Genomic DNA, 24,307 nt, shown 5'->3' on the forward strand with positions numbered 1-24,307 from the left:
CGCGAGCCCGCCGGGGCGACGCCGCGGAAGCGGCGAAGCCGCTCGCGGCGGTCGTTTAGGGCGCCGCGCTCGCCGCGCTGCCGAGCCCGGCGCCGAGGAGCGTCTTGATGTCGTCGTCCGTGAAGTAGAGCCCGCCGCCGAAGAAGACGTCGGTGCCGACGTTGAAGCTCCGGCCGCCGGGGTACTTGCCGGTCTCCCACTGGTTCAGGAAGTCGTCGACGCCGCTCGTGACGTAGAAGTGCTGGAAGAAGTGGTAGTTCGCCCAGATCTTGGCGCGCGGGTACACGGAGCGGCCGGGTCGGGAGAACTGGTACATGTTCACCGACAGCTGCAGCGCGTCCTGGAGGAGGTGCAGGTCCGAGCCGACGCCGCCGGAGCCCTCGATGATGCCGGCGCGGAAGGTGACGGGCCCGTAGCGCTTCGCGAGCTCCAGCGACACCGAGAGCTTCTCCTCGTTCAGCGTGCGCGTGACGAGCGTCGTGCTCTCGACGTTCGAGCCCGGCGGCCGGGTGGTGATCGTCTCGGTCGTCACGGTGTTCACGCCGCGTGGGTCGGAGACCAGCTCGATGAGGTAGTACTTGTCGGGCCGCGGCATGAGCCGCGCGCCGAAGTAGATCTTGGAGCCCGGGCGCCCCTCGGAGACGGTCTGGTTGAGCAGCCACTCCGAGCGGAGCTGGAGCTGCACCTGCAGCTTCACGAGCCGGTCGACGTAGTCGCTGACCCCCTCGACCGCTTCGCCCATCTTGCGGCCCAGGCGCTCGTCCACGAGGAGCTTGCCCGCCGGGCTCTTCCCCTCGTTGACCTTGTCGAGCATCGAGTCGAGCTTGCCGAGGCTCCCGTTCAGGCGGTCCACGGCCTGGCGCACGCCGCCGATCTCCGCCTGCGCGACCGCGCGCTGCTCGGGGGTGAGCAGCGTCCCGCCCGGAGCGCCCGGAGCGCCCGCCGCCCCCGGCGCTCCAGCGACCCCCGGCGTGCCCGGCGTGCCCGGCGCGCCCGGCTCACCCCGGGCTCCCGGCACGCCGCGGCCGGCGCCCTGCGGGTCGATGATGTCCTGGACGCTCGCGAGGACCGTGTTGAGGCGCGCGGTGAGATCCTCGACGTTGCGCGCGATGTTGTGGATCCGGTCCTTGTCGCGGCCGGCGATCTCGGAGATGTCGCCCGTGAAGTCGCGCGTGTTCTGGAGGATCTGCGCGAGCGTCTGACCGTTCTCGGCGACGACCTGGTCCACCTCGCGGGTGATGCGGGCGAGGTTCTCGATGATCTCGCGCAGGCTCCCCTGGTTGCCGTTGACCGTCTTCGCGAGGTCGCCGGTGATGGCCTGGACGTCGATGGCGATCTTCGCCATGGCGTCCATGAGCTCCTGGGTCGTGGCCGCCGCCCGCGCGCACGCGATCTCGCGCTTCTCCTCGGGGAGGTCCCGGAGGAGCGGCGTCGCCTCGGTGCCCGGCGTCGCCTCGAGGATGGCGTCGGGGAGCAGGGCCGAGGGGTAGGTCTTCGTGAGGCACGCGTCGGCGTGCAGCTCGATGTCGTTCTTGACCCGGATCTCGAGGCGCGCGCGGGCGCCCTCCAGCCGGATCCCGTCCACCTCGCCGATCTGGATGCCGGCGATCTGCACGCGGCTCTTCCAGGTGAGGCCGGTCGCGTCGCGGAAGTACGCGTACACGACGTAGCTGTCACGGTCGGAGAAGCCGCCCTTGCGGAAGAAGGTGAGCGCGACGAGGAACGCGACGCCGGTGACGGCGGCGAGGATGCCCACGGCGAGCGCCCTGTTGACTCCCGGCTTCAAGCGGATCGGTCCTCGGAGGCCTGCTTCTCGAACCACATCGAGAGGAACCGCTGCACGTATGGGTCCTTACTCTCCCGCACCTCTGCGGGGGTCCCCTCGGCGGCGAGATGCCCATCGTAGAGCACCGCGAGGCGGTCGGCCACCTTGAAGGCGCTCGCGATGTCATGGGAGATGACCATGCTCGTGATCCCGAGCGCCCGCTTCGCGTTGAGGATCATGCCGTCCACGTAGTCGGTGGTGATGGGGTCGAGGCCGGTGGTCGGCTCGTCGTAGAGCACCACCTGCGGGTCGGAGACGAGCGCGCGCGCGAGCGCCACGCGCTTGCGCATGCCGCCGGACAGCTCGGACGGCCAGCGCGGGAGGACCTCCTCGCCGAGATCGACGACGCGCAGCTTCTCGATCACCCGTCGGCGCACCTCGTCCGGGTGGACCCGCTCCCCGCGCCGCTTCTCCGTGAGCGGGAAGGCCACGTTCTCGTACACCGTCATCGAGTCGAAGAGCGCGGCGCCCTGGAACACCATCCCGAAGAGCTGGCGCGCCTCGGTGAGCGCCTTCCCGTGGAGGGCGGAGATCTCGCGCCCGCCGACGTGCACCGAGCCGCGGTCGGGCTTGAGCAGCCCGATGACGTGTTTCATGAGCACGGTCTTGCCGGACCCGGAGCCGCCGAGGACCACGTACGTCTGCCCCTCGGGGATGGTGAGCGTGATCCCCTTCAGGACGTGGTTGTCGCCGAACGACTTCCAGAGATCGCGGACCTCGATCACGGCTCAGGTCCCCACCGAGACGAAGGTGATCGCGTAGTCGGCGAGCAGGATGAAGATGGAGCTCGCGACGACGCCGCGGGTCGTCCCCTCCCCCACTCCCTTCGCGCCGCCGGTCGCGGCGTAGCCGCGCCAGGTGGTGATGACCGAGACGATGAGCCCGAACACCACCGCCTTGAGCAGGCCGTGGAGGATGTCGCTCACGTTCATGAACTCCTGGGTGTGGGCGAGGTACGGACCGATGGGGATCCGCGCGACGTACACGCCCATCACGAACCCGCCGGCGTAGCCGAGCGCGTTGAAGAGCATGGTGAGCACCGGGAACATGAGCAGGGACGCGATCACCCGCGGCACGACCAGGTACTGGATCGGGTTCACCGCCATCGACTCCATGGCGTCGAGCTGCTCGGTGACGCGCATGGTGCCGAGCTCGGTCGCGATGGCGCTGCCCGCGCGGCCGGTGACCATGAGCGCGGTGAACACGGGCGAGAGCTCGCGGGCGAGGGAGAAGGCGACCGAGCCCCCGACGTAGCCCTCGGCGGCGAACTGCTTCATCGCGAAGTTCATCTGCAGCGCGAACACCATCCCGGAGAAGGTGCCGGTGACGCCGACGATGAAGGCGGAGCCCACCCCGATGAACGCCATCTGGGCGAGCACGAGCTCGGGCCGGAACGGCGGCCGGAAGATCCACGCGACCATCTCGACCGCGAAGAGGAGCATCCGGCCGAAGTCCTCGAGGGCGGCCTTCAGGCGTTCCATCGGCGCGCACTATCGCATGGCGGCGAGCGCTGCGCCGCTTTCCCGGAGGCGGGTTGCGGGCCGGCGGCCCATCGCTATACTCGCGCGCCCCATGGTCAAGGTCGGCGGCGAGGTCGATGCGTTCTGCACGAAGTGCCAGCTCATGCTCGCGCACACCGTGCACGCGGTGGTGTCGGGCAGGCCGGTGAAGGTCGAGTGCAACACCTGCCACGGCGTGCACCGCTACCGCGATCCCCCCGGCCGCCCGGCCCCTCGCCCCGCGGGCGCGCGGGCGGAGCGCCCGGCGCGAGAGAAGGCGGCGGTCGTCGCCTTCGAGGACCTCCTCGCCGGCAAGGACCTCTCCACCGCGCAGCCCTACTCGCCGAAGCGCACCTACCTCGTGAACGACGTGGTGGACCACCCCACGTTCGGCCGCGGCTTCGTCTCGGCCATCCGCGACGCCGGCAAGATCGAGGTCACGTTCCGCTCGGACGTGAAGCTGCTCGTCCACGGGCGGGCATAGCCCGCGGCCTCACCCCGCCCGCAGCGCCGCGATCGCCCCGGCCATGTCGTCGGGCAGCGGCGCCTCGAGCACGAGCGGGGCGCCGGTCGCGGGGTGGCGGAGCTCGAGCCGCGCCGCGTGGAGCGGGGTCCGCGCGAGGAGCAGCCGCGCGTCCGGCCCGAGGAGCGGGCCCTCGTCGCCGTAGTCCGGGTCCACCGCGAGCGGGAAGCCGGCGTGCATGAGGTGAACCCGGATCTGGTGCGTGCGCCCGGTCTCCGGCAGCGCCTCCGCGAGCGCGAGCGCGCCGCCCGCCCAGGGCCTCGGCGGGAAGGCCTCGAGCAGCCGGACCACCGTCAGCGCGGCCTTGCCGCGGGCGTCGCCCGGCCGGGCGGGGCGCATCCGTCCCCGGCGCGCCGGCGCGATGGCCGCGTCGAGGCGCGCCTCCTCGGGCGGCGTACCGCGCACGAGCGCGACGTAGCGCTTGCGCGGCTCGCCCCGGTCGAACGCGAGGTTCAGGGCGCGGTGCGCCTCGGCGGTGCGCGGGAAGACGAGCACGCCGGTCGTGCCGCGATCGAGCCGGTGCACGACCCAGAGCCTCCCGTGCTCGGCCTCCAGCTCCTCGCGCAGGCTGCGCTCGTCGCCGCCGCGGCCGGGGATGACGATGCGCCCGGCCGGCTTGTCCACCGCGAGCAGCGCCGCGTCCGAGTGGAGGACGCGGATCCCTCCTCCTTCACCGCTCACACCATCTTCCTCGCGGGGACGACCGACACCGGCCCGAACCGCTCCAGCGCCGGGGCGATCGCCTTCGCCGGGCCGACGGCCACCACCACCCGCCGCTCGAGCGGGAAGTAGCGGCGGGCCGCGAGGCGGCACTCGTCCGCCCCGATCGCGCGGACGCGATCCCGGAACAGCCGGATGTCGTCGTCCGGGAGATCGAAGAGCGCGAGATCCGCGAGCTTCTCCGCGAGCTGGTCGTGCGTCTCGAGGGAGAGCGGAAAGAGGCCGCAGAGGTAGCTCTTCGTGCGCTCCAGCTCCTCGGCCGCCGGCCCCTCCTCGCTGAAGCGCGCCGTCTCGTCGAGCGCCACCTGCACGATCTCGCCGGTGGTCTCGACCTTCGTGAAGGTGGAGATGAAGAAGACTCCGCCCGACGCGCTCGTCGCGAACCGGCTGCGCACCCCGTAGGAGAGGCCGCGGTTCACGCGGATCGCCTCCATGAGACGCGAGGTGAAGCCCCCGCCGAGCAGGGCGCTCGCCACGATCCCGGGGACGTAGTCCGGGCTCTTGCGCGGGAACCCCGCGGAGGCGATGCGCACCTGCGACTGCGTGACGTCCGGCTTGTCCACCACCAGCACCCGCGTCTCCGGCGGCGCCGGCGCGCGCACCGGCGGCTCCGCGCCCTCGGGCCCGCGCCAGGCGCCGAAGCGCCGCCGCACGAGCGCGAGCACCTCCGCGAGCTCAACCTTGCCGACGACCACGAGGATCGCCTCGGAGGGCCTGTAGTGGCGCGCGTGGAAGCCAGCCACGTCGGCCCGGGTGGCCTGGGTGAGATCGCGGACGCGCCCCTCGGGCGAGTGGCCGTAGGGGTGATCGCCGAAGGCGGCGGAGAGCATCGCGCGATCGGCGACCACCGACGGCTCGTCGAGGTCATGGGCGAGCGCCGCGACCTCGCGCCGCTTCAGCCGCTTCACCTCGGCAGGCGGGAACACGGGGTGGGTCGCCACGTCGGCGAGGATGTCCATGCAGCGCGGGAGCTCCTCGACCGGCGCCGAGAGGCCGAAGTAGGTCGCGTCCTCGTCCACGCCCGCGCCGAGCTCCGCGCCGAGCGACTCGACGGCGAGGTCGATCTCGGGACCGGTGCGGCGCCGCGTCCCGCGCCGAGCGGCCAGGGCGACGAGGTGGGCGAGGCCGCTGCGACGCGCGGGGTCGAGCGACGAGCCGCCGCGGAGCACGAGCCGCACCGCCGCGAGGGGCACCCCCGGCCGCTGGGCGACGACGACGGAGAGCCCGCTCGGCAGGGTCTCGCGGTGGATGGGCGGCAGGGCGATGGGGGCGCTCACCGCTGCACCTCGGGATCGAGCGCGACGACGCTCCGCCGGGAGGGATCCAGGTACTCGGCGGCCACCCGCTTGACGTCGCGCGGGCCGACCGCCGCGTAGTGCTCGAGCGCGCGTCCCGCCTCGCGCCAGTCGCCGAGGAGCGCCTCGGCCTGCCCGAGCGCGTGCGCGACCCCGTGGTGCGTCGCGAGCTCGTGAAGGACCGAGCTGCGGAGCAGCGCCTGCGCCCGGCGCACCTCCGCGCTCGAGACCCCCTTCGACGCGGCGCGATCGAGCTCCTCCCAGAGCATCGCCTCCGCCCGGGCGCTCTTCACCTTGGGCGTGAGCTCCGCGAAGGCGAGGAACACCCCCGGGTCGATGCGCCAGCCCCAGCCGATCGACACCGACACCGCGACCTCCTCGTCCTGCACGAGGCGGCGGCGGAGCCGCGAGGACTCGCCCACGGCGAGGCACACCTGCAGGACGTCGAGCGCGGCCGAGTCCGGGCTGCGGGCCGCGGGCCCGCGCCAGCCGGCGAGGAGCGCGGGCGCCTGCGCCGGATAGCGCACGACGGCTCGGCGCTCGCCGCGCTGGGGCGGCTCGCCCTGCGGGACCGGGGCGGGCCGCGGGCCGGCGGGGATGTCCGCGTAGTGGCGCTCGAGCAGCGCGAGCGTCGCGTCGGGGTCCATGTCGCCGACGACGTACACCGCCGCGTTGTTCGGGGCGTAGTAGGTCCGGAAGAACGCCTCGCAGTCGTCGCGGGTGATCCGCTCGATGTCGTCCATCCAGCCGATCACCGGCCAGCGGTACGGGTGCGCGAGGAAGACGAGCGACTCGAGCTGCTCCTCCATGAGCCCGAAGATCGAGTTCTCCGTGCGCAGCCGGCGCTCCTCCTTCACGACCTCGCGCTCCTGCTCCAGCGAGTCGGTCGTGAGCCGGAGCGAGCGCATCCGGTCCGCCTCGAGGTCGATGACGGTCTCGAGCGCGTCGGGCGCGAAGTCCTCGTAGTACGCGGTGACGTCGTTCGAGGTGTAGGCGTTCGAGTGACCGCCGCGCGACTCGAGGACGCGGTCGAACTCCTTCGGCCCGTACTTGGCCGCCCCGTTGAACATCATGTGCTCGAAGAGGTGGCTGATGCCGGTCGTGCCGAGCCGCTCGTTGCGCGAGCCGACCTGGAAGAACGTGTAATAGCTGAGCGTCGGCGCGCTCCGGTCCTGCAGGAGCCGGACGCGGAGGCCGTTCGGGAGCGTGTGCGCCCTCACCTGATCGAGGTCGAGGACGCCCGTGTGCGCGGGAGGGGTCGCCATGTGCGCGCGCGAACATAGCCGCGGGGCGACTCAGCGTCCATGCGCGCGGCCGGGGAAGCGGGGCGATTCTCGGATGTTGCTGTGAGTGGAGCCCCCGCCGGGAAGGCGCCGCACCCCCCTCGTGTGGAGGCTGGACGCATGGTCCGTGGATCGCGAGGGCCATCTCGCCCTAAAGGAGTCGGTCCTTTTCGCTAGGCCGAGTCGTTAGTATTCCCTCCACCCAGGAGAGCGCGCGGAGCATGGCCAGCAAGAACAAGCCACAGCGTGACCCCCGCCGCGAAGAGCTGCGGCGGCTCGGAGAGCGCGTACGAGAGGAGCGCCGCAGCCGCGGCCTCACGCAGGAGGCGCTCGCCGAGGCGCTCGACCTGTCGGTCGCGTACGTGAGCCTCATCGAGCGCGGCGGCCGCAACCCGCCCTACACCACCGTGGTCGCCATCGCGCGGGCGCTCGGCGTTCCGGCGTCACGGATGGTCGCGGACGAGTAGCCTCGAGCGGCTAGAGCGAGTCGAGCGGCCGCCCGCAGCTCGCGCAGCGCCCGGCGCGCCGCCGCAGCGGGAGGCCGCAGCCCGGGCAGCGCTTCACCTCGCGGGTGCGCTTCACGCGCGCGGCGCGCCCATCGCCCGGGGGAGCGCGTCCGGCCTCGAGCCGGGCGATGCGATCCTCGAGCTGCTCGATGCGGGCGGCGAGCTCGGTGAGGGTGAGGCGCCTCGGCACGGTGCGCGCGAGCGTGCCACGCACGCCACCCCGGTCAACTTTCCCGGCGGGCCTGCCGCCCGCCGCCTCGGCGCCGCGAGCATCCGCCCGCACGATCGTTGAGCCGGTGCGCCGGGCGGGTTATCACGGCCTCCGACATGCCAACCGCCAGAGGGGGCGTCCCGGCCGGCGCCGTCGGGCACGCCGCGCCCGCCACACCGACCGCAGGGCGCGCGTACGAGGCGCCCGAGCTCCTGTCGCTGCTCACCACGCCGCACGTCGGTCACCGCGAGGTGCCGCGCGCACGCCAGGTCTTCGTCAACCGGAACCTCCGGATGGACAAGATCGAGGCCGTCGGCTTCGACATGGACTACACGCTCGCGATGTACCACCTGCAGCGGCTCGAGGAGCTCGCGTTCGGGATGACGCTCGCGCGCATGATCTCCGCGCGCGGCTACCCGCAGCAGCTCGGCGTCCTCCAGTACGACCCCGCCTTCGTCATCCGCGGGCTCGTGATGGACAAGCTGCACGGCAACATCTTCAAGATGGACCGGCACAACCACGTGGGCCGCTGCTACCACGGGCGCCGCCCCCTGCCGCACGAGGAGCTCCGCCGCCTCTACCGCGACGAGAAGGTCCACCTCTCCTCCCCGCGCTTCGCCTGGATCGACACGCTCTTCGCGCTGCCCGAGGCGAGCCTGTTCGCCGGGATCATCGAGCACCTCGAGGGCGAGGGGCAGACGATCGACTACGAGAAGCTCTGGCAGGACATCCGCGAGTCCATCGACACGGTGCACCGCGACGGCACGCTCAAGGCGGAGGTGAAGAAGGACCTCCCGCGCTACCTCGTGAAGGACGCCGAGCTCGGCCCCGCGCTCCACAAGCTCCGCTCCGGCGGGAAGAAGCTCTTCCTCCTCACGAACTCGCTCTGGGACTACACCGACGCCGTGATGTCCTACGTCCTCGACGACGTCCTCCCCGAGTACCCGAGCTGGCGGAACTACTTCGACGCGGTGGTGACCGGCGCGGCGAAGCCCGCCTTCTTCTCCGAGCGCCGGCCGCTGTACGCGCTCGCGCCGGACGGCGCGCGCGCCGGCGAGGCAACCTCCATCGAGCGCGGTCGCTGGTACGAGGGGGGCGATCTCCCCACGCTGGAGCGGCTCATCGGCATCGGCGGGGACCGGATCCTCTACGTCGGCGACCACATCTACGGCGACATCCTGCGCTCGAAGAAGAGCTCCCTCTGGCGCACCTGCATGGTCGTCGAGGAGCTCGAGGCCGAGCTCGCCTGGCTCGAGAAGAACCAGGACGCGCTCGCCGAGATGGCGCGGCTCGAGGCCCTGCGCGTCCGCATCGAGGACGAGGTCGCGGTGCACCGCTCGGCCCTGAACGCGCTCGACCGGCGCCTCGATCGCGTGGGCGATCCTGCGGAGCGCGAGCGGCTCGAGGCGACGCGGCGGCGCGACAAGGCCGAGCTCGAGGTGCTCCGCCGCGCGCGCCGGGACGCGGACGATCGCGTGCGCGAGCTGGAGCGCGCGGTCGAGGAGGGCTTCAACCCGTACTGGGGGCTCACCTTCAAGGAGGGCCACGAGAACTCGCGCTTCGCCGAGCAGATCGAGAACTACGCCTGCATCTACACGAGCCGCGCGTCGAACCTGGTCTTCTACTCGCCGATGCAGTACTTCCGCTCGCCGCGCGCCGCCATGCCGCACGAGCGCACCGCCGCGACCCGCCTGTCGCCCTGGGGCGACGAGCACGGCGCGCCCCTCGCCGGCGACCGCCCGTCGCGTGTGTCGAAGGCGTCGAAGTAGGCCCGCTCGCGGGACAGAGGCCTCATGCTCCGCGGCGCCCGCGCGCTTCGCCGCGGTGCCGCCGCTTGACGGTGCCGGGCGCTGCGCATAAACCCTTGCGCGGCAGAGCGTCCTAGGCTGGTGCCGGGCCCGGTCTTCAAAACCGGTGGATGGTGCTGAGAGGCGCTGTTGGGGGGTTCGATTCCCCTGCTCTGCCGTTTTCTCGATTCGTTTTCGGCGCACGCGCTCATCGGGCGAGCCCGCACCGCACGCGCGCTCACGGCGAGGCGCAGCCCGGCTCGTCCTCGGGCAGCTCCACTCGGATCGCTGCAGGAAACGCAGCCGTCAGCGACGACGCCGCGCCACCTTCGGCTTCTTCGCCACGCCGTGGAGCGCGACGTTGGCCGTGTTGTCCCTGCGGAGATCGACGGCGAACTTCACCTGCTTGTAGCCGTCGAGGGTCAACCGCAGCCAGACCTCCGCCGCCTTGCGGGCGACGTTCACTCGAAGCGGTGTCTTCCCCAGGCGTTGCCCTGTGTCGAGCCGGACGACGGACGCGCCGGGCGGTGACGAGCGAATGAGAAGCTCGACGGATCCCCGCTGCTGCGGTCCGGAAGCGGACGTCGTGCGCGAGGGAGACGTCGCCCGCGAGGTCGTCGCCGGACGCTGCGATGTCGCCGGCGCGGCCGGGGTCGACGTCGCCGGACGCGAGGGAGGCGTCGCCCGCGAGGTCGTCGGACGCGGCGATGCCGCCGGCGCGACCGAGGTCGACGGCGCCGGACGCTGCGATGTCGTCGGCGCGGCCGAGGCCGACGTCCCCGGACGCGGCGATGCCGCCGGCGCGGACGAGGTCGAGGTCGCGGATGACGTCCCGCTCGGACTCGCGGTCGGGCTCGGGATCGCGGGCGAGATCGGGGTCCCGGTCGCGTCGGACGACGGCGACGGGACCGCTGGAGCCGCCGACGCGAGCTCCCGCACCAGCCTTCGGCCGGGCTCGAGCGCTGCGCCGAGGTTCCGCGGGACGCCGAACCGCAGGGCGACGACAGCGCCGGTCGCCACGACGGCCGCCGAGGCGACCGCAGCGAGGAGGCGGCGCGGGCGTACGATCGAGCGGCGACGGCGCGGCGCGTGCAGCGCCCTGGCGAGGGCCGACATCGACTCGAAGCGATCATCCGGGCGCTTCTCGAGGGTCTTCGTGAGGACCGCCCCGAGCCAGGCCGGGATGCGTTCGCCGCGCGGCGTCCGCCGCGGCAGCGCCTTCTGGGGCTGCTCACGGATGAAGATCGCAAGCTCGACGAAGCTCGGTGCGGTGAACGGCACGCTGCCCGAGAGCAGCTCGTACAGGACGACGCCCGCTGCCCAGATGTCGGCGCGTCGATCGACGTCCCTCCCCAGCGCCTGCTCCGGCGCCATGTAGTGCGGCGTCCCCAGGACCATCCCGGCCGAGGTGGCGGCGTTGTCGACGGGATCGCGCAGCTTCGCGACCCCGAAGTCGAGCACCTTCACGAAGTCGGCGCCGTCCCTCTCCACGACGAAGATGTTGTCCGGCTTGAGATCGCGGTGGACGACCCCCTTCTCGTGCGCAGCCTCGAGCGCCTCGCACACCTGCGTCACGATCCGGAGAATCCGACTCAGCGGCGGGTACTTCCGGCCGCGCTGGGCCATCAGCTCGCGCAGGCTCGTGCCTTCGAGCAGCTCCATCACGAGGTACGCGAGCCCGGGCGCCTCGACGAAGTCGGTGACCTCGACGATGTGCTCGTGGTCGATGTCGTTCACGACCCGCGCCTCGCGGAAGAAGCGCTCGACGACATCGGGCCGCGCCACGTACTCCGGGTTCAGGACCTTGATGGCGACTTCCCGCCCGAGCCGGATGTGGCGCGCGCGGTAGACGCACCCCATGGCTCCCCTGCCCAGCACGGCCACGAGCTCGTAGCTGCCGAGCGTGGTGCCGACGTCCACGGCCGGCGCCGTGCCGACGATGGTGGAGGAGAGCTCGCTCATGAGGTCGTCCGCCATGGTACCGCGAGCAGTCGCGGTCAGGGAACCGTCGGCCCATGGAGCGCCGTCGCGACGGGCGCGGAGGAGCGGCACGCCGAGACGTTCGCGAAGAACGGTGGCGGGGAACGCCTTGAGTCGTTCTGAGCGCTCCGGGGAGCGAGCTCAGTCCCAGGGCTCCTTCCAGGTCACCGTCACGTCGTGCAGGTCGCCGAGCTCGGCGTCGTACGCGATCACCGACGCCTCGATGGTGACGCTCACGTTCCGGCGGAAGACCTGGTCGAGGCGGCGCACGAGATAACGGTAGCCCGCGTAATCCGGTCCGAGCTGCGCTGCCGCCCGCGATTCGGCCTCGACCTCGAGCGATGGACGATGCCCCGTGATGACCGGGAAGACGGCGGGTACGATCGCGACCAGGAGCGCGGCCATGAGACCCAGCGCCAGGCCACCTGCGTACGGAGCCCGCCCGCGTGACGCCGTGCTCGGCCATGCGCCCTCGGAGCGTCGGGTCATGCGCCACGCGGCTGTCGCGAGCCCGATGGCGACGAGACGCAGGACCATCGTGGCTTCGACGTGGTGCTGGCTTCGCGTGAAGCAGATCCAGCTCAGCTCCCACGGAACGGCCATGAAGTAAGCGATCGCCTCACCGAACACCACGCCGGCCACCTCGGCCACGGACCATGCGAGTACCCACGGCTTCGGAGTCTTCACCGCGAGCGGGTTGAGGACGGCGATCGCGCTGGTCGCCAATCCCCCGAGGACGAGCGTTGCCCACGGCGCGGTCACCGGCGCGATCGTGTGAAGCACGATGAAGCACTCGAGCGCAAAGATGACGAACAGCACCAGCGGGAGGTGCGGGGGCACGGCCACGCTCGGGCCGAGGCCTCCTGGTCGTGCGGGCTCCGCTCTCGTGGATTCCATGGCGACGGCAACCGTACTGCGTTCACCCGGAGTCCGACACGTTTCTTCGCCTCCCCCGATGGTCCTCTAGGTACGACCGCGGCGAAGGCGCGCAGTCGTCCGGGGGTGACGCCACGCGCGTCAGATCACTTGCCGCATCCCTCCTGAGCCGAGCCCGCGCAGCGCAAGACGATCAGGCCGTGCCGGCGCGCCTCCGTGAGCGAGTGGCCCGCCCTCTCGATGCGGACCTGCTACTTTTCTCGTAGTGTCGTCTCCCATTCGGAGGGTCCGGCCGTGAAGCTTCGCGTCGGAGACCGTGCGCCGGCGGTGGTGCTGGAGGCGCTGGACGGGTCGAGGCTGCAGTGCCAGGTGCCCCGTGGCCCTGTCGTGGTGTCGTTCACGCGTCATGCGGGCTGCCCGGTGTGTCAGCTCCACGTCGGCCGCATCGCGGCGGCAATGCCTGAATTCCAGGCGCTCTCATGTGCGGTCTGGATGGTGTTTCAATCCGCGCCGGCGCGGCTCCAGGCTGCCATGGCCGAATGGCGGCCGGGGTTCCTGGCCGTGGCCGACCCCGGCGCCGTCCTTTACGACGCGTTCGGCGTGGGCGCGAGCCTGAGCGGGTACCTCCACCCGCGTTCCATGCTCGCGCTGGTTCGGGCCACGCGAGCCGGAAAGCGCCACCGCCGGTTCGAGGGTCGTGAGACCCAGATGCCCGCCGACTTCGTGCTCGATCGGACGGGGCGGATCGTCCTGGCGCACGTTGGACGGAGCGTCGGCGACGACGTGCCCGTCGCCACGCTGCTCGGGGCGGTGGCCGAGTCCGCGAAGCAGGCGTGACGCATCACGGCAGCCGGACCGACAGCGCGTGCCGGAACACGTCGCGAGGATCCCAGCGCGCCTTGACGCGCTGCAGCCGCGGGTAGTTGTCCTTGTAGTAGAGCGTGTGCCACGGGACGCCGGAGGTGTTCCACCGCGGATCGGCGAGGTCCGCGTCCGGATGGTTGATGAACGCGCCGTCGCTCGCCTCGCCGGGCGCGGGCACGCCGCCGGTGTCGGCGAAGAGCTCCCGGTAGAACGCGCGAACCCAGCCCAGGTTGCGCTCCGCCTCGCTCGGATCCATCCAGCCCGCGTTGCAGGAGGTGGTGAGGATCGAGTCGCGCTGCGCCGAGGCGGTCGCGTCGGGCGCCACGGTGTTGACCTTCCCGCCGTAGGTCGCGAGGCCGAGCATGCCGCCGGGCACGTCCACGTCGGTCCGGGTGAGGAAGTGGTGGGCGACCTCGATCTGCCGATCCGTGAAGCGCCTGCGCAGGAAGGCGTCCTTCATCTTGAAGCTGGCGTTCTCGGCGCCCGGCGCGCGGAACAGCTCGGGGAAAGGGTTCAGGGCGAAGCGCAGCCAGGTGCTCGTCTCGAGCTGGCGGGTGCAGGCCGCGCCCACTCCCTGGTTCAGGGCATCGAGGTGCTCGTGACAGAGCCGTTCGGCGTCGGGACCGGCGGTGGAGAGCCCGCGCAGCTCGACCTTGCCGGTCTGGCGACGGTTGAGGAAGAGGATGCTGAACAGCTTGGCGCCGGGAGCGTCCGCGCCCGCGTTGCGCTCGCACCACTCCCCGTGATTGCGCAGGAGCCTCGCGAACGCCCGCTCGTCGAGCTCGTCCCAGCTCCACCCCACCCGGAACGTCCGGATCGACGCCGGCGCAGGCGGCAACAGCGAGGCAGGGTCGGTCCCGCGAGCGCCCGGCGACCTGAACCAGTAGCGCGTGACGATGCCGAAGTTGCCGCCCCCGCCGCCGGTGTGCGCCCACCAGAGCTCGCGGTTGGGATCGGAGGGTTCCCGCGTCGCCACCACGCTGCGGGCGGTACCGGCCTCGTCCACCGTCACGACCTCGACCGCGTACAGGTGGTCCGCCGCGAGCCCATGCTCCCGGCACAGGAAGCCGAAGGCGCCTCCCAGCACGTGCCCGCCCACGCCGATGTCCGGGCTCTCGCCGGCGGGGACGGTCACTCCCCAGCCGAGGAACAGCTTCCGGTACAGCTCGCCCAGCGTGGTCCCCGCCTCCACCACGAAGGCGGACATCTCCGGGTCGTAGGCGACGCCGGTCATGAGGGAGGTGTCGATGAGCACCCGCACGGCCGGATCGGCGACGAGCCCCTCCAGGCAGTGGCCTCCGCTGCGGACCGCCACCCGCAGGTCCTCCCGCACCGCCTCCTGAACCGCCTGGACCACCTGCTCGGTCGAACCGACCAGCCGCACGTAGTCGGGATTCCCGCGGAAGCGCCTGTTGAATCCGCGGTGGGCCAGGTCGGCGTAGCGCGGGTCGTCCGGGCCGATCCGGCCGGCGGCGGCCTGATCGGTCCGCGGCGAGCCCGCTTCTGTTCGAGCGCTCATCCTTGGACCCTAGTGCCCCGCCGCGGGACGCCCCACGGTTTCGGCCTGCGCGGGCCGCAGCGCGCGGCGTCACAAATGAGCACCCGGCGGCGCGGACGCGCCCGTCACGGAGCGGTCAGCGTCGACGGCACCGGGACGACCATGACCGCGTCGTCACCCGCGATGAAGAGCGTGGTCGCGTCCGGGGTCATCGCCATCACGGCCTCGCGGCTCTGAATGGTGAAGCCGCTCCGCACCGTCGGGTACTCGGGGAGCTGGAAGTACCCCAGCAGCGGCGGGTCGCCGCTCACGGCCGCGGTCGAGTCGAACACCCAGACCCTCGGCAGGTCGAGGCTCCCGATGCTGTAGCTCAGCACGTACGCGCGGCTTCCGTCCGGCGACACGGTGGCGGCGATGGTCGTGCCTCCCGTGTACCTCGTGTAGGAATCCGGCAGCCAGAGTCGCCCCACGAAGGCGAAGGAGGCGTCCCAGAGCGCGGCCTCGCTGTAGCTGACGGTCACGAATCGGCTGCCTACCTCGTCGATGCCGAAGTTTCCCTCGAAGTAGAAGCCGCCGTCCTTCAGCGTGCCGTCGGCGCCGTCGAGGTGCATGCGGCCGGTTCGACCGTCGACCATGAGGCGCTCGCCGTTGCCGCTCACCGCGAGCCATGGCCCTTCGTAGAAATTCAGGCCCGTGTTCGAGAACGTCCGGCGCGCCAGGTCGAAGAACCCGAGGTCGTCGATGCCCGTGTCACCGAACGGCAGCCAGACGCGGCCGTCGTTCGTCACCGCGACGCCGTCCGGGCGCAGGGAGGCCGGACCGAGTGCGCCGCCGCGGTCGTAGGTCGCCTGCTCCGTCAGCGTGACCGGATCGAGCAAGCGGAGCTTGCCCGACCAGGAGACGGCGATCACCGCGCCAGCATCGGGAGTGAGCGCCAGGTCGCGCAGGTCGGCGATCGTCTGACTCGCCGCCGTCCACGCGCCCCCCGCGTAACCGACGCGCACCGCCACGCCCGGCATCGAGGCCCACAGCGCCTGATGCCGCGGATCGTAGATGAGCTGACGCTTGCGGCCCGAGGTCTGCACCCGCGCGTAGCCCAGCGTGGGCGCATCGACGACGTGCAGCGCCGCCGCCGCCGTGGGCGATCCGAGGGCGTTCGACGCGCTGATCGCGTATTCGCCGGCCGGCGCGGCGGGCACGTCGAGCGCCACCTCGGTGTCGCTGACGCGCGTGACGCCCACGCCGGTGAGTCCCTCCACCGTGATCCCCGCCGCGACGTCGGCGAGCCCGTCGAACCCCACGCCGCGCGCGAGGACGCGATGCGCCCGGCCGGCGAGGATGACCCCGGGCCCGAGCGAGCGCACCTCCGGGAGCCGCTTGCTGAGGGTGACCTTGAACTGGACGGGGGTGATGCTCGGGGGATCGGCGGCCACGCGGACCGTCGCCACCTGCGTGCTGCCGTTCTCGACGGACTGCAGTGCCTCGGGCGTGACGCGGAAGCCGAGCGGCGTCCCCGTCCAGCCGGTGCCGGCATCGAGCGTGAGCCAGGCGGCGTCGGTCGCGGCGGTCCAGGCGCGAGCGGGGCCGCCGGCCATCGTCACGGGCACGCTGCCCAGCAGGTCCGCGGGGACCGAGGTCGCTGTGAGGGTCAGCGCCTGATCCTGCGGCTTCAGCAGGCCCGGTCCGACGGTGAGCGTCACGGTGACCGACCGGCCGGTGGTGAAGCCGTCGCCCCTGACGTAAAGCCAGGCCGTGTAGCTCCCCTGGGACAGGGCGCCGGCGTCGGTGCGGAGGTCGAGGCCCCCGTCCGTGGGGGTCACGCCGAGCCATCCGCTCGCGCCGGAGCCGTAGCTCACGCTCGTCGTCAGCGGCGGGTTCCAGCTCGGGGGCGTGACGCCCACGTGCGCGGACGCGTCGGCGCCCTCCGTCGTGGTGAGCGCCAGCGAGCTCGTGTCCAGGGACAGGTCGTGTCTTCCTCCGGGCGCCTCCGTGACCGAGTAGGTCACGCGGAGCGTGCGCTGCGAGCCACCGGCCGCGACGTAGAGATAGGCGTCGTAGGCGCCCGCCGGAACGCTGGCGGCGACGAGCGTGAAGCCCGACGCGGTCTCGTCAGCGACGTGCAGCCAGGACGGAAGGCCCGACACGCGGAAGCTGGTAGCGCCGTACGGTAGCTGCACGGCGATGGGGGCGCTGGCCGGCGAGCCGCTCACGGCGGACAGCGCTACCTGGTCGGGCGCGACCTTCAGGATGGGCAGGACCTCGACCGTGTACTGCAGCCGGAACGGCGACCCCCGCACCGGAGAGCTGCACCCTGCGTCGTAGCAAACGTTCACCGCCAGCGTGCCCGCGTAGGTCCCGGGCGCGAGGGAGGACTTCGAGGAGATCCAGAGACGTGCCTGCGTCTCCATCACCTCGACCTGCGCGCCGGCGATCGCCTCGCCCTGGTCCACGGCGCTCACGCGGATGCTGGCGCTCGTCTGCCCGGAGACGCTCGCGGTCACGGTGGCCGAGAGCGACGTGCCCTCGTCACCCCGCATCGTGAAGTGGTCTGTGTCGAGGGTGACGGTCACGCCTCCGCCGGGCCCCGCGCCGCCGCCGCCGCCGCCGCTGCATGCCGCCGCGAGCAACGCCAGGATGACCAGCGCCGTCACGCCACCCGTCCGTCTCGACATGTGTCGCGCCCCTCCCGCAATACACCTGCGGTTCAATGACTTCGGGTGCGCATTCTCCGACGGTCAGGGACGCCAGGGAAGCAATCCTTCGGCCCCGTGGAAGGACACCCGCCCACCTGCGCCCGCGAGTGTAGGCGCCTCGCACCTCGCGGGCGCCGCACGCGCGATACCCTGCCCCCGCCGCGAAACGGTCCTGAGAGCGCGCAGGCTGGCCTCCCGTCCTCTTGGGCCCCTACGCGCCGCTGGGCGCAAAATGATGAAAGAGTGAGGACTTCTCGGCCTGCAACGAGGATCCGCGGGCCTTTGCCGCCGGAGTGACGCGATGGCCCCCTCCTCTCCTCGAGACCCCCCGCGACCGCCCGGCGCACACGTCGCGCCCCCCGTCGTCTACGTCGAGCCGAAGTGGGACTACAAGCACGTGGTACGCGACCTCGCCGAGGAGGCGACGCTCGACGAGGCCGAGCTGAACGCGCTCGGCGCGAACGGGTGGGAGCTCGTCGCAGTGCTCGCCCACGGCAGCACCGCGCACTTCTACTTCAAGCGCCAGAAGGACTGACGGCCGCGCGCTGCGAGCGGGCGGACGCCCAGCCGCTCGCGCAGCCGACGCTCCCTCGGTGCGAGGCGAAAGCGACGCGCGGCGGGCCCGCGCGCTCCCATCCCCGGCGGACGAGGACCACACTTTCCTCGAAAGGACCCGCCATGCGCACGCACCTCTCGATCGCCCTGGGGCTCGCCCTCGCCGCCGCAGGCTGCCGGACCGCCCAGGGCACGCGGGCGAGCAGTGGGAACGCCGGCCGCACCGTGGAGGGCCGGGTCGAGGAGGTGGGCCGCGACGACGGGACCGTCACGTTGCGGGTGGGCGACAAGCGTCGCGAGGTCCTCGTCGCACCGGAGGCCGAGATCAAGGTGGACGACTTCAAGGCGACGTTCGAGGACCTGAAGGAAGGGCAGCGCGTGCGCGCGGCGCTCGACGAGTCGAAGGGACAGACGGAGGGCTACCGCATCGAGATCCTCGACAAGGGAGCGACCGCGCCGGCCCAAGTCGAGAAGCCCGCGCCGACAGAGGTCGAGAAGCCCGCGGCCCGTAGCGCCGACGCCCCGTCCGCCGAGCCCGAGGGTGAACGGAACGCGCAGTGAGCCGCGCCGGCTGGACGCCGAGATGCGCGTCCGGTCCCCATCACCCGGGACGTGACGTTCGCCCTCCACTCGTGGAGAATGGCGCGGCCGTATCGCCCCGAGGTGAACGTCCTGCTGCCCTGCCCGCGCGCCGCCGCCCTCGTCGCCGCCGCCGTCGCCCTCTCCGGCTGCACCGCGGAGATGGAGCTCGGGCGCGCCCGGACGCTCGACGCCGGCGAGTGGGACCTGGGCGCTGCGATCGGGTTCTCGGGCTACGGGCACGAGCGCAAGGTCCCGCAGGAGCACCCCACGGGCGGCGTGGTCCTGCCCCTGGTGCCGGTCGTGCCCGTCGAGCTCTGGGCGGCGCGCGGGATCGCGCCCCGCCTCGAGGTCGACGGGCGCCTGTCGGTGCTGTCGGCGCAGCTCGGCGTCAAGGCCCAGGCCGTCCGGACGCGGCACCTCGACCTGTCGCTCGCCGCGACGGGCATCGCCGAGCTCACGGGACGGCCGGAGCTCGAGCCCACCACGCGGGCGCGGGTCGCGCTCATCGCCGGGGTGCCGCTCGTCTACGGCCTGGAGCTCGACGTGGCCCCGCAGTGCAGCTGGAGTCTCCGTCCGGCCCTCGCGCAGCCGGAGCTGTGGGGCGCCACGGGGCAGCTCCACTACGGGCCGCTGCCCGGCGGGATGCGCCGCGTCGGGCTCGCCGTGTCGGTGCTCCACTACGACCGCGCGACGGCGGCGCAGGCCGGCGACGTCACGGCCGGCAGGTTCGTCGGCGTGGCGCTCGTGTTCTCGGCGACGCGAGTCGTACCCGCGATCCCGGGCGCAGGGCTCGGCGAGCGATGAGCGCGGGCGGGACGGCCTGCCGCCCGCCGCTACTCCAGCTTGAACCCGACCCGCAGCGTGACCTGGAACTCCGAGACCTTGCCGTCCTTGATGGCGCCGCGCTCCTCGACGACCTCGAACCATGCCATGTGCCGGATGGACTTCGAGGCCTCCTCGATCGCCGCGCGCGTCGCCTCCGCGAAGCTCGTGGGGGACGTGCCGACGATCTCGATCTTCTTGTAGACCCCGGACATGCGCGGCTCCTCGGCGGAGGGCGGCGCGGGCGCCGCCTCGGGTGAGTGGTGCCGGAACCATGGCCCCGGCCCTCGCCTCGAGCGCGGCCCAGTGGGGGAAGACCACACCGGTGGTCACGGCGCTGCGGTGCCGTACGGGGCGAGCCGCCCCTCGCGCCAGCGCCGCAGCACCTCCTCGACGTCGAGCGGCGCGAGCGTGGTCGGCGGCCAGCCGACGAAGGTCGCGTTGAGGCGGCGGATCTTGGCGTTCAGCGCCTCGAGCCGCTCGCGGGCGAGGTGCTCGTCGCGATCGCGCGCGACGGCGGCGAGCACCGCCTCCGCCTCGTGGCGGATGGCGATCGAGTCCGGGAGGCTCGACAGCTTCTCGCGCCGGAGCTTCTCCTTGATCCACCACGCCTCCGGGAGCGCGCCGCCGCTGAGCGGCAGGGGCTTGCCCGCACCGGAGAGCCGCTCGAAGGCGCCCTCCTCCTGGGCCTCGCGGATGAGCCGCTCGGCGTAGGACTCGAAGGTCTCTCCGGGCTTGCGAGGACGCTCGGCCACTCCCCTTCGATAACGGCGGCCGCCGGCGCTCCGCAACCGCCCGCCGCGGGGCGCGGGGGGCGGGATCAGACGCCGAGGTAGGTGTACCCCTTCATCACCGCCTCGTAGAAGTCGGCGAGCGACACGCCCTCCTTCGGACGGATCGCGCCCTCCTTCACCTTGCCATCGAGCGCGCCCTTCACGCGCCGCGAGAGCTCGGCGGGCTCGTACTGGAGGCGCGAGAGCACCTTCTCGATGGTGTCTCCCGGGATGACCTCCTCGATGTAGAAGTCCTCCGGATCCTCGTCGTCCACGAAGACGTGGATCTCGTTCACCCGGCCGAACAGGTTGTGCATGTCGCCCATGATGTCCTGGTAGGCGCCGGTCATGAACATGCCGAGGTAGTAGGGATCGCCCGGCCTGAGCGCGTGGAGCGAGAGCGTCTCGTCCACGCCGTCGTTCTCGATGAAGCGGTCGATCTTGCCGTCGGAGTCGCAGGTGATGTCGACGATGGTGCAGTCCTTCGTCGGCACCTCGCCCATCCGGTGCAGGGGCACGATCGGGAAGAGCTGGTCGAACGCCCAGTGATCCGGCGCGCTCTGGAAGAGCGAGAAGTTCGCCATGTACTGGTCGGCGATCTTGTCGGCGAGGTCGCGCGTCTCGCGCGGGAGCCGCTTCTTGCCGCGGTTCAGGTCGGCGATCCCGCGCACGAGCTTCCAGAAGAGGCTCTCCACGACCGCTCGCTCCTCGAGGCCGAGGATGCCGAGCTTGAACATCTGGAGCGCCTCCTCCTTCTTGGCGGCCGCGTCGTGGTACGCCTCCGCGCGGTTCCGCGGCGTCATCGAGGAGACGATCTCGCGCATCTCCCGCACGAGCTTCGGCTCGTCCGGCCTCGGCGCCGAGGCGGCGGCGATCTCCTCCGCCGACCCGATCTCGATGTGGCCGAACACGTTCATGATGATGCAGGAGTGGTGCGCGGTGATGGCGCGCCCGGACTCCGTCACGAGGTGCGGCTCGGGGACGCCCTCGTTCACGCAGACGCGCTGGACGTTGTAGACGACGTCGCCGACGTACTCGTCGAGCGTGTAGTTGACCGTCGAGGCGATGGTGCCGGGCTGCGCGTTGCCGTTGGTCTGGACGCCGACGTAGTCCACGCCCATCCCGCCGCCCACGTCGAAGTACTCGATGGGCAGCCCCATCTTCCGCAGCTTGGCGTAGACGCGGGCGCCCTCGTTCACCGCGTCCTTCACCACCCGGATCTCGGTGAGCTGCGAGCCGACGTGGAAGTGGAGCAGCTTCGCGCAGTGCTCCTTCCCCGCCTCCTTGAGGATCCGCACCGCGTGGATGAGCTCGGGCACGGTGAGGCCGAACTTGGCGAAGTCGCCGGACGAGCCCTCCCACTTCCCGGTGCCGCGGGTGGTGAGCTTCGAGCGGAGCCCGATCATCGGCTCGACGCCCATCTCCTCCCCGAGCTTGAGGAGCTGGGGCAGCTCGGAGAGCTTCTCGATGACGACGATGACCTTCCGGCCGAGCTTGCGGCCGAGCAGCGCCAGCCGGAGGAACTGCTCGTCCTTGTACCCGTTGCAGATGGTGAGCGCCTCGGGGTTGGTGTTCATCCCGAGCACCACGAGCAGCTCGCCCTTCGAGCCCGCCTCGAGGCCGTAGTTGTACGGGGCGCCGGCGTCGAGGATCTCCTCGACCACCTCGCGCATCTGGTTCACCTTGATCGGGTAGACGCCGAAGTAGCGGCCGCCGTACCCCATCTCGGCCGTCGCCTTCGCGAACGCCTCGTTGATCTGCTTCACGCGCGCGCGGAGCACGTCCTGGAAGCGGACCACGCACGGGAAGCCGATCTTCCGCTCGCGGATGTCCTCGACCACGTCCATGAGGTCGATGACCGGGCCCGGCTGGCCCATGGGGTGGACGACCACGTGGCCCTTCTCGTTCACGGAGAAGAACCCGGCGCCCCACCCGCCGACGTTGTAGTACTGCATCGCGCGGTCGATGGACCAATCCGCAGGCGCCATCGCCGTCGTCGCGTCGCTCCGATGTTCCGGGATGTTCATCGCCCGCTGATCTACGACAGCGCGCCCGAGAAATCGAGCGCGTGTGACATCGATCTGGAGCGCCGCGTGCGTTATAGCGGGCGCCGTGCCCGCCGCCCGTTCCCACCCCCTGCCCCCGCAGCCTCCGCGCGGCGCCGGCGAGGCGCTCCGCGAGCGGCTGCAGGGAATGCGCGTCGTGTTCCGGCAGGTGCCTGGGACGATGCGGCTCGTGTGGGAGGCCGACCGCCGCGGCGCGCTGCTCGTGGCCGCGCTCACCGTGGTGCTGGCGCTCTTGCCCGCGGGCATCGCCTGGATCGGGAAGCTCATCGTCGACGGCGTCGTCGCCGCCGCCCGCGGCGGCCTCGCGCAGGACCGGGAGCGGGTGCTGTGGCTCGTCGCCCTCGAGCTCGGGCTCATGTCGGTGCAAATGGCGGCCGGCCGCCTCCTCGCCCTTCGGCGCGAGCTCCTGCGCGGCGCGCTCGGCAACCGGATCAACGAGCGGATCCTCGAGAAGGCGCTCGAGCTCGAGCTCAGGCACTTCGAGGACGCCGACGTCTACGACCGGATGCAGAACGCCCGGCGCGAGGCCTCCTCCCGGCCCCTCTCGCTCGTGATGCAGGCGTTCGCGATCGGGCAGAACACGGTCACCCTCGTCGCGCTCTCCGGCCTCCTCCTGCGCCTCTCCCCCGCGAGCGTCCTCGTCATCGTCGCCGCCTCGGTGCCGGCCTTCCTGGCGGAGGCGCGCCTCTCGGGGGAGTCCTTCCGGCTCTGGACCTGGCGCGCGCCGGAGGGCCGCCGGCTCAACTACCTGGAGTGGATCCTCACCCGCGACAGCCACGTGAAGGAGGTGAAGCTCTACGGCCTCGGGCCGCTCGTGCTGGGCCGCTACCGCGCGCTGTTCCGGAAGTTCTTCGACGAGGACCGCCTGCTGGCGGTCCGCCGGCTCCGCGCGGGGATGGTCTTCGGCCTCCTCTCGCTCCTCGCGTTCTACGCGATGTACGCCCTCATGGCCGGGCGCGCGGCGCGCGGCGACATCTCCCTCGGCGACCTCACGCTCTACATCGCGGTGTTCCGGCAGGGCCAGGGGGCCGTGCAGGCGGTCCTCTCCGGCGTGGGCGGCATGTACGAGGACGCGCTCTTCATGTCGAACCTGTTCGGCTACCTCGACATCCCCACCGGCGGCGAGGAGCCGCGCACCCGCCCGCCCCGCAGCCCGCCCCGCGGGCGTCCGGCCGAGATCGAGCTCCGCGGCGTCTCGTTCCGCTATCCGGGGAAGACGGGGTGGGCTCTCCGCGATCTCTCCCTCACGCTCGCGCCGGGCGAGAAGCTCGGGCTCGTGGGCGAGAACGGAGCGGGCAAGAGCACGCTCGTGAAGCTGCTCCTCCGGCTCTACGATCCGACCGAGGGCGAGATCCGCTACGGCGGGGTGGACCTGCGCGACATGGATCCCGCGGATCTGCGCCAGCGGATCGGCGCCGTGTTCCAGGACTTCGTGCGCTACCAGTTCACCGCCGCGGAGAACATCGGCCTCGGCAACCCCGCCTTCGTCGGGGACCGCGCCCGGGTCTCCGAGGCGGCCCGGCGGGGCGGCGCCGCCGCGCTGGTGGAGGCGCTGCCGGACGGCTACGACACCGTCCTCGGCGGCTGGTTCGAGTCCGGCCACGAGATCTCCTCCGGCCAGTGGCAGAAGCTCGCGGTGGCGCGCGCCTTCATGCGCGAGGACGCCGAGGTCCTCGTGCTCGACGAGCCGACCGCCGCCATCGACGCCGAGGCCGAGCACGAGCTGTTCCAGCGCTTCAAGGAGCTCTCGGCGGACCGGACCGCCATCGTCATCTCGCACCGCTTCTCCACGGTCCGCATCGCGGACCGGATCGCCGTGCTCCACGGCGGACGGCTCGAGGAGCTCGGCACGCACCGTGAGCTCGTGGCGCGCGGCGGCCGCTATGCCCAGCTCTTCCGGCTCCAGGCGCAGGGCTACCTCGACTGACGCCGCCACGCGGCGGGAAGGA

General features: G+C 71.9%; 22 protein-coding genes and 1 tRNA gene. 9 read left to right on the forward strand and 14 right to left on the reverse strand.

Annotated elements, in window-relative coordinates:
• Positions 1-55 precede the first annotated feature (55 nt).
• Genes MNZ39_RS24690 through MNZ39_RS10540 form a run of 3 tightly spaced genes read right to left on the reverse strand, consistent with a single transcriptional unit; the run spans position 56 to position 3,306 of the window.
• Complete coding sequence (locus MNZ39_RS24690) at positions 56-1,786, reverse strand: MlaD family protein (RefSeq protein ID WP_277956983.1); 1,731 nt, start codon at positions 1,784-1,786, stop codon at positions 56-58.
• Entirely contained in the window at positions 1,783-2,550 is a 768-nt protein-coding gene (locus MNZ39_RS10535; protein WP_242338154.1) for an ABC transporter ATP-binding protein, read from the reverse strand. Before MNZ39_RS10535 ends, MNZ39_RS24690 begins: the two co-directional genes overlap by 4 nt.
• Before the next feature lie 3 nt (positions 2,551-2,553).
• Positions 2,554-3,306 carry an ABC transporter permease gene (locus MNZ39_RS10540; RefSeq protein WP_242338156.1) on the reverse strand — a complete coding sequence of 251 codons (753 nt, stop codon included), beginning with the start codon at positions 3,304-3,306 and terminating at the stop codon, positions 2,554-2,556.
• Between the two features lie 91 nt (positions 3,307-3,397).
• Here MNZ39_RS10540 and MNZ39_RS10545 point away from each other — a divergent pair, with 91 nt between their 5' ends.
• Positions 3,398-3,808 carry a hypothetical protein gene (locus tag MNZ39_RS10545; protein WP_242338158.1) on the forward strand — a complete coding sequence of 137 codons (411 nt, stop codon included), beginning with the start codon at positions 3,398-3,400 and terminating at the stop codon, positions 3,806-3,808.
• 9 nt (positions 3,809-3,817) lie between these two features.
• Here the strand turns inward: MNZ39_RS10545 and MNZ39_RS10550 are convergent, their stop codons facing one another.
• The 3 genes from MNZ39_RS10550 to MNZ39_RS10560 are packed head-to-tail and all read right to left on the reverse strand — an operon-like array spanning position 3,818 to position 7,127.
• The gene (locus MNZ39_RS10550) at positions 3,818-4,528 is read right to left on the reverse strand and encodes an RluA family pseudouridine synthase (protein WP_242338160.1); all 711 of its coding nucleotides are present in this window, start codon (positions 4,526-4,528) and stop codon (positions 3,818-3,820) included.
• Positions 4,525-5,844 carry a pitrilysin family protein gene (locus MNZ39_RS10555; protein WP_242338163.1) on the reverse strand — a complete coding sequence of 440 codons (1,320 nt, stop codon included), beginning with the start codon at positions 5,842-5,844 and terminating at the stop codon, positions 4,525-4,527. The genes MNZ39_RS10550 and MNZ39_RS10555 overlap by 4 nt, the downstream gene beginning before the upstream one ends.
• Complete coding sequence (locus MNZ39_RS10560; RefSeq protein ID WP_242338165.1) at positions 5,841-7,127, reverse strand: pitrilysin family protein; 1,287 nt, start codon at positions 7,125-7,127, stop codon at positions 5,841-5,843. Before MNZ39_RS10560 ends, MNZ39_RS10555 begins: the two co-directional genes overlap by 4 nt.
• Before the next feature lie 239 nt (positions 7,128-7,366).
• On the opposite strand from MNZ39_RS10560, the gene MNZ39_RS10565 reads away from it, so the two are divergent.
• Entirely contained in the window at positions 7,367-7,612 is a 246-nt protein-coding gene (locus tag MNZ39_RS10565; RefSeq protein ID WP_242338167.1) for a helix-turn-helix domain-containing protein, read from the forward strand.
• Between the two features lie 10 nt (positions 7,613-7,622).
• Here MNZ39_RS10565 and MNZ39_RS10570 read toward each other — a convergent pair whose 3' ends face one another.
• Positions 7,623-7,865 (reverse strand): hypothetical protein, encoded by a 243-nt coding sequence (locus tag MNZ39_RS10570; protein ID WP_242338169.1) that lies wholly within the window; start codon positions 7,863-7,865, stop codon positions 7,623-7,625.
• Positions 7,866-7,978: 113 nt separating this feature from the next.
• Between MNZ39_RS10570 and MNZ39_RS10575 the strand changes: the two genes are divergently transcribed.
• Positions 7,979-9,631: an HAD-IG family 5'-nucleotidase gene (locus MNZ39_RS10575; protein ID WP_242338171.1), complete on the forward strand. Its 1,653-nt coding sequence runs from the start codon at positions 7,979-7,981 to the stop codon at positions 9,629-9,631.
• A gap of 101 nt (positions 9,632-9,732) precedes the next feature.
• Positions 9,733-9,828, forward strand: a tRNA-Sec gene (locus MNZ39_RS10580).
• 127 nt (positions 9,829-9,955) lie between these two features.
• Here the strand turns inward: MNZ39_RS10580 and MNZ39_RS10585 are convergent.
• Both MNZ39_RS10585 and MNZ39_RS10590 read right to left on the reverse strand, forming a co-directional pair.
• Positions 9,956-11,611, reverse strand: a complete 1,656-nt coding sequence (locus MNZ39_RS10585; protein WP_242338173.1) for a serine/threonine-protein kinase — start codon at positions 11,609-11,611, stop codon at positions 9,956-9,958.
• A 159-nt stretch (positions 11,612-11,770) separates the two neighbouring features.
• Positions 11,771-12,448 carry a hypothetical protein gene (locus tag MNZ39_RS10590; RefSeq protein ID WP_242338175.1) on the reverse strand — a complete coding sequence of 226 codons (678 nt, stop codon included), beginning with the start codon at positions 12,446-12,448 and terminating at the stop codon, positions 11,771-11,773.
• Positions 12,449-12,799: 351 nt separating this feature from the next.
• On the opposite strand from MNZ39_RS10590, the gene MNZ39_RS10595 reads away from it, so the two are divergent.
• Complete coding sequence (locus MNZ39_RS10595) at positions 12,800-13,342, forward strand: peroxiredoxin-like family protein (RefSeq protein ID WP_242338176.1); 543 nt, start codon at positions 12,800-12,802, stop codon at positions 13,340-13,342.
• A gap of 4 nt (positions 13,343-13,346) precedes the next feature.
• Here the strand turns inward: MNZ39_RS10595 and MNZ39_RS10600 are convergent, their stop codons facing one another.
• Both MNZ39_RS10600 and MNZ39_RS10605 read right to left on the reverse strand, forming a co-directional pair.
• Positions 13,347-14,888 carry an FAD-binding oxidoreductase gene (locus tag MNZ39_RS10600; RefSeq protein WP_242338178.1) on the reverse strand — a complete coding sequence of 514 codons (1,542 nt, stop codon included), beginning with the start codon at positions 14,886-14,888 and terminating at the stop codon, positions 13,347-13,349.
• A 104-nt stretch (positions 14,889-14,992) separates the two neighbouring features.
• The gene (locus tag MNZ39_RS10605) at positions 14,993-17,539 is read right to left on the reverse strand and encodes a hypothetical protein (RefSeq protein WP_242338180.1); all 2,547 of its coding nucleotides are present in this window, start codon (positions 17,537-17,539) and stop codon (positions 14,993-14,995) included.
• Between the two features lie 322 nt (positions 17,540-17,861).
• Between MNZ39_RS10605 and MNZ39_RS10610 the strand changes: the two genes are divergently transcribed.
• From MNZ39_RS10610 to MNZ39_RS10620, 3 genes are all read left to right on the forward strand, one after another.
• Entirely contained in the window at positions 17,862-18,095 is a 234-nt protein-coding gene (locus MNZ39_RS10610; protein WP_242338183.1) for a hypothetical protein, read from the forward strand.
• 143 nt (positions 18,096-18,238) lie between these two features.
• Complete coding sequence (locus MNZ39_RS10615; RefSeq protein WP_242338185.1) at positions 18,239-18,676, forward strand: hypothetical protein; 438 nt, start codon at positions 18,239-18,241, stop codon at positions 18,674-18,676.
• A gap of 78 nt (positions 18,677-18,754) precedes the next feature.
• Complete coding sequence (locus tag MNZ39_RS10620) at positions 18,755-19,501, forward strand: hypothetical protein (protein ID WP_242338187.1); 747 nt, start codon at positions 18,755-18,757, stop codon at positions 19,499-19,501.
• A 29-nt stretch (positions 19,502-19,530) separates the two neighbouring features.
• On the opposite strand, the gene MNZ39_RS10625 is transcribed toward MNZ39_RS10620, so the two are convergent.
• The 3 genes from MNZ39_RS10625 to speA all read right to left on the reverse strand — a co-directional run bounded on the left by MNZ39_RS10625 (position 19,531) and on the right by speA (position 22,319).
• Entirely contained in the window at positions 19,531-19,734 is a 204-nt protein-coding gene (locus MNZ39_RS10625) for a dodecin (RefSeq protein ID WP_242338189.1), read from the reverse strand.
• 114 nt (positions 19,735-19,848) lie between these two features.
• Positions 19,849-20,274, reverse strand: coding sequence for a DUF1992 domain-containing protein (locus MNZ39_RS10630; protein WP_242338191.1), 426 nt, complete (start codon positions 20,272-20,274; stop codon positions 19,849-19,851).
• Positions 20,275-20,339: 65 nt separating this feature from the next.
• The gene (speA, locus tag MNZ39_RS10635; protein WP_242338193.1) at positions 20,340-22,319 is read right to left on the reverse strand and encodes a biosynthetic arginine decarboxylase; all 1,980 of its coding nucleotides are present in this window, start codon (positions 22,317-22,319) and stop codon (positions 20,340-20,342) included.
• 166 nt (positions 22,320-22,485) lie between these two features.
• Here speA and MNZ39_RS10640 point away from each other — a divergent pair, with 166 nt between their 5' ends.
• Positions 22,486-24,285: an ABC transporter ATP-binding protein gene (locus MNZ39_RS10640; RefSeq protein WP_242338214.1), complete on the forward strand. Its 1,800-nt coding sequence runs from the start codon at positions 22,486-22,488 to the stop codon at positions 24,283-24,285.
• The last annotated feature ends 22 nt before the right edge of the window (positions 24,286-24,307 follow it).

The sequence above is a fragment of the Anaeromyxobacter sp. SG66 genome (assembly GCF_022690805.1).
GTDB lineage: Bacteria > Myxococcota > Myxococcia > Myxococcales > Anaeromyxobacteraceae > Anaeromyxobacter > Anaeromyxobacter soli.

Bases quoted from the DNA above. Each gene is read 5' to 3' on its own strand.
- MNZ39_RS10575 (WP_242338171.1), top strand. From the start codon at position 7,979: ATGCCAACCGCCAGAGGGGGCGTCCCGGCCGGCGCCGTCGGGCACGCC.
- MNZ39_RS10560 (WP_242338165.1), bottom strand. From the start codon at position 7,127: ATGGCGACCCCTCCCGCGCACACGGGCGTCCTCGACCTCGATCAGGTG.
- MNZ39_RS10585 (WP_242338173.1), bottom strand. From the start codon at position 11,611: ATGAGCGAGCTCTCCTCCACCATCGTCGGCACGGCGCCGGCCGTGGAC.
- MNZ39_RS10605 (WP_242338180.1), bottom strand. From the start codon at position 17,539: ATGTCGAGACGGACGGGTGGCGTGACGGCGCTGGTCATCCTGGCGTTG.
- MNZ39_RS10545 (WP_242338158.1), top strand. From the start codon at position 3,398: ATGGTCAAGGTCGGCGGCGAGGTCGATGCGTTCTGCACGAAGTGCCAG.
- MNZ39_RS10610 (WP_242338183.1), top strand. From the start codon at position 17,862: ATGGCCCCCTCCTCTCCTCGAGACCCCCCGCGACCGCCCGGCGCACAC.
- MNZ39_RS10640 (WP_242338214.1), top strand. From the start codon at position 22,486: ATGCGCGTCGTGTTCCGGCAGGTGCCTGGGACGATGCGGCTCGTGTGG.
- speA (WP_242338193.1), bottom strand. From the start codon at position 22,319: ATGAACATCCCGGAACATCGGAGCGACGCGACGACGGCGATGGCGCCT.
- MNZ39_RS10600 (WP_242338178.1), bottom strand. From the start codon at position 14,888: ATGAGCGCTCGAACAGAAGCGGGCTCGCCGCGGACCGATCAGGCCGCC.
- MNZ39_RS10625 (WP_242338189.1), bottom strand. From the start codon at position 19,734: ATGTCCGGGGTCTACAAGAAGATCGAGATCGTCGGCACGTCCCCCACG.
- MNZ39_RS10565 (WP_242338167.1), top strand. From the start codon at position 7,367: ATGGCCAGCAAGAACAAGCCACAGCGTGACCCCCGCCGCGAAGAGCTG.
- MNZ39_RS10615 (WP_242338185.1), top strand. From the start codon at position 18,239: ATGCGCACGCACCTCTCGATCGCCCTGGGGCTCGCCCTCGCCGCCGCA.
- MNZ39_RS10620 (WP_242338187.1), top strand. From the start codon at position 18,755: ATGGCGCGGCCGTATCGCCCCGAGGTGAACGTCCTGCTGCCCTGCCCG.
- MNZ39_RS10540 (WP_242338156.1), bottom strand. From the start codon at position 3,306: ATGGAACGCCTGAAGGCCGCCCTCGAGGACTTCGGCCGGATGCTCCTC.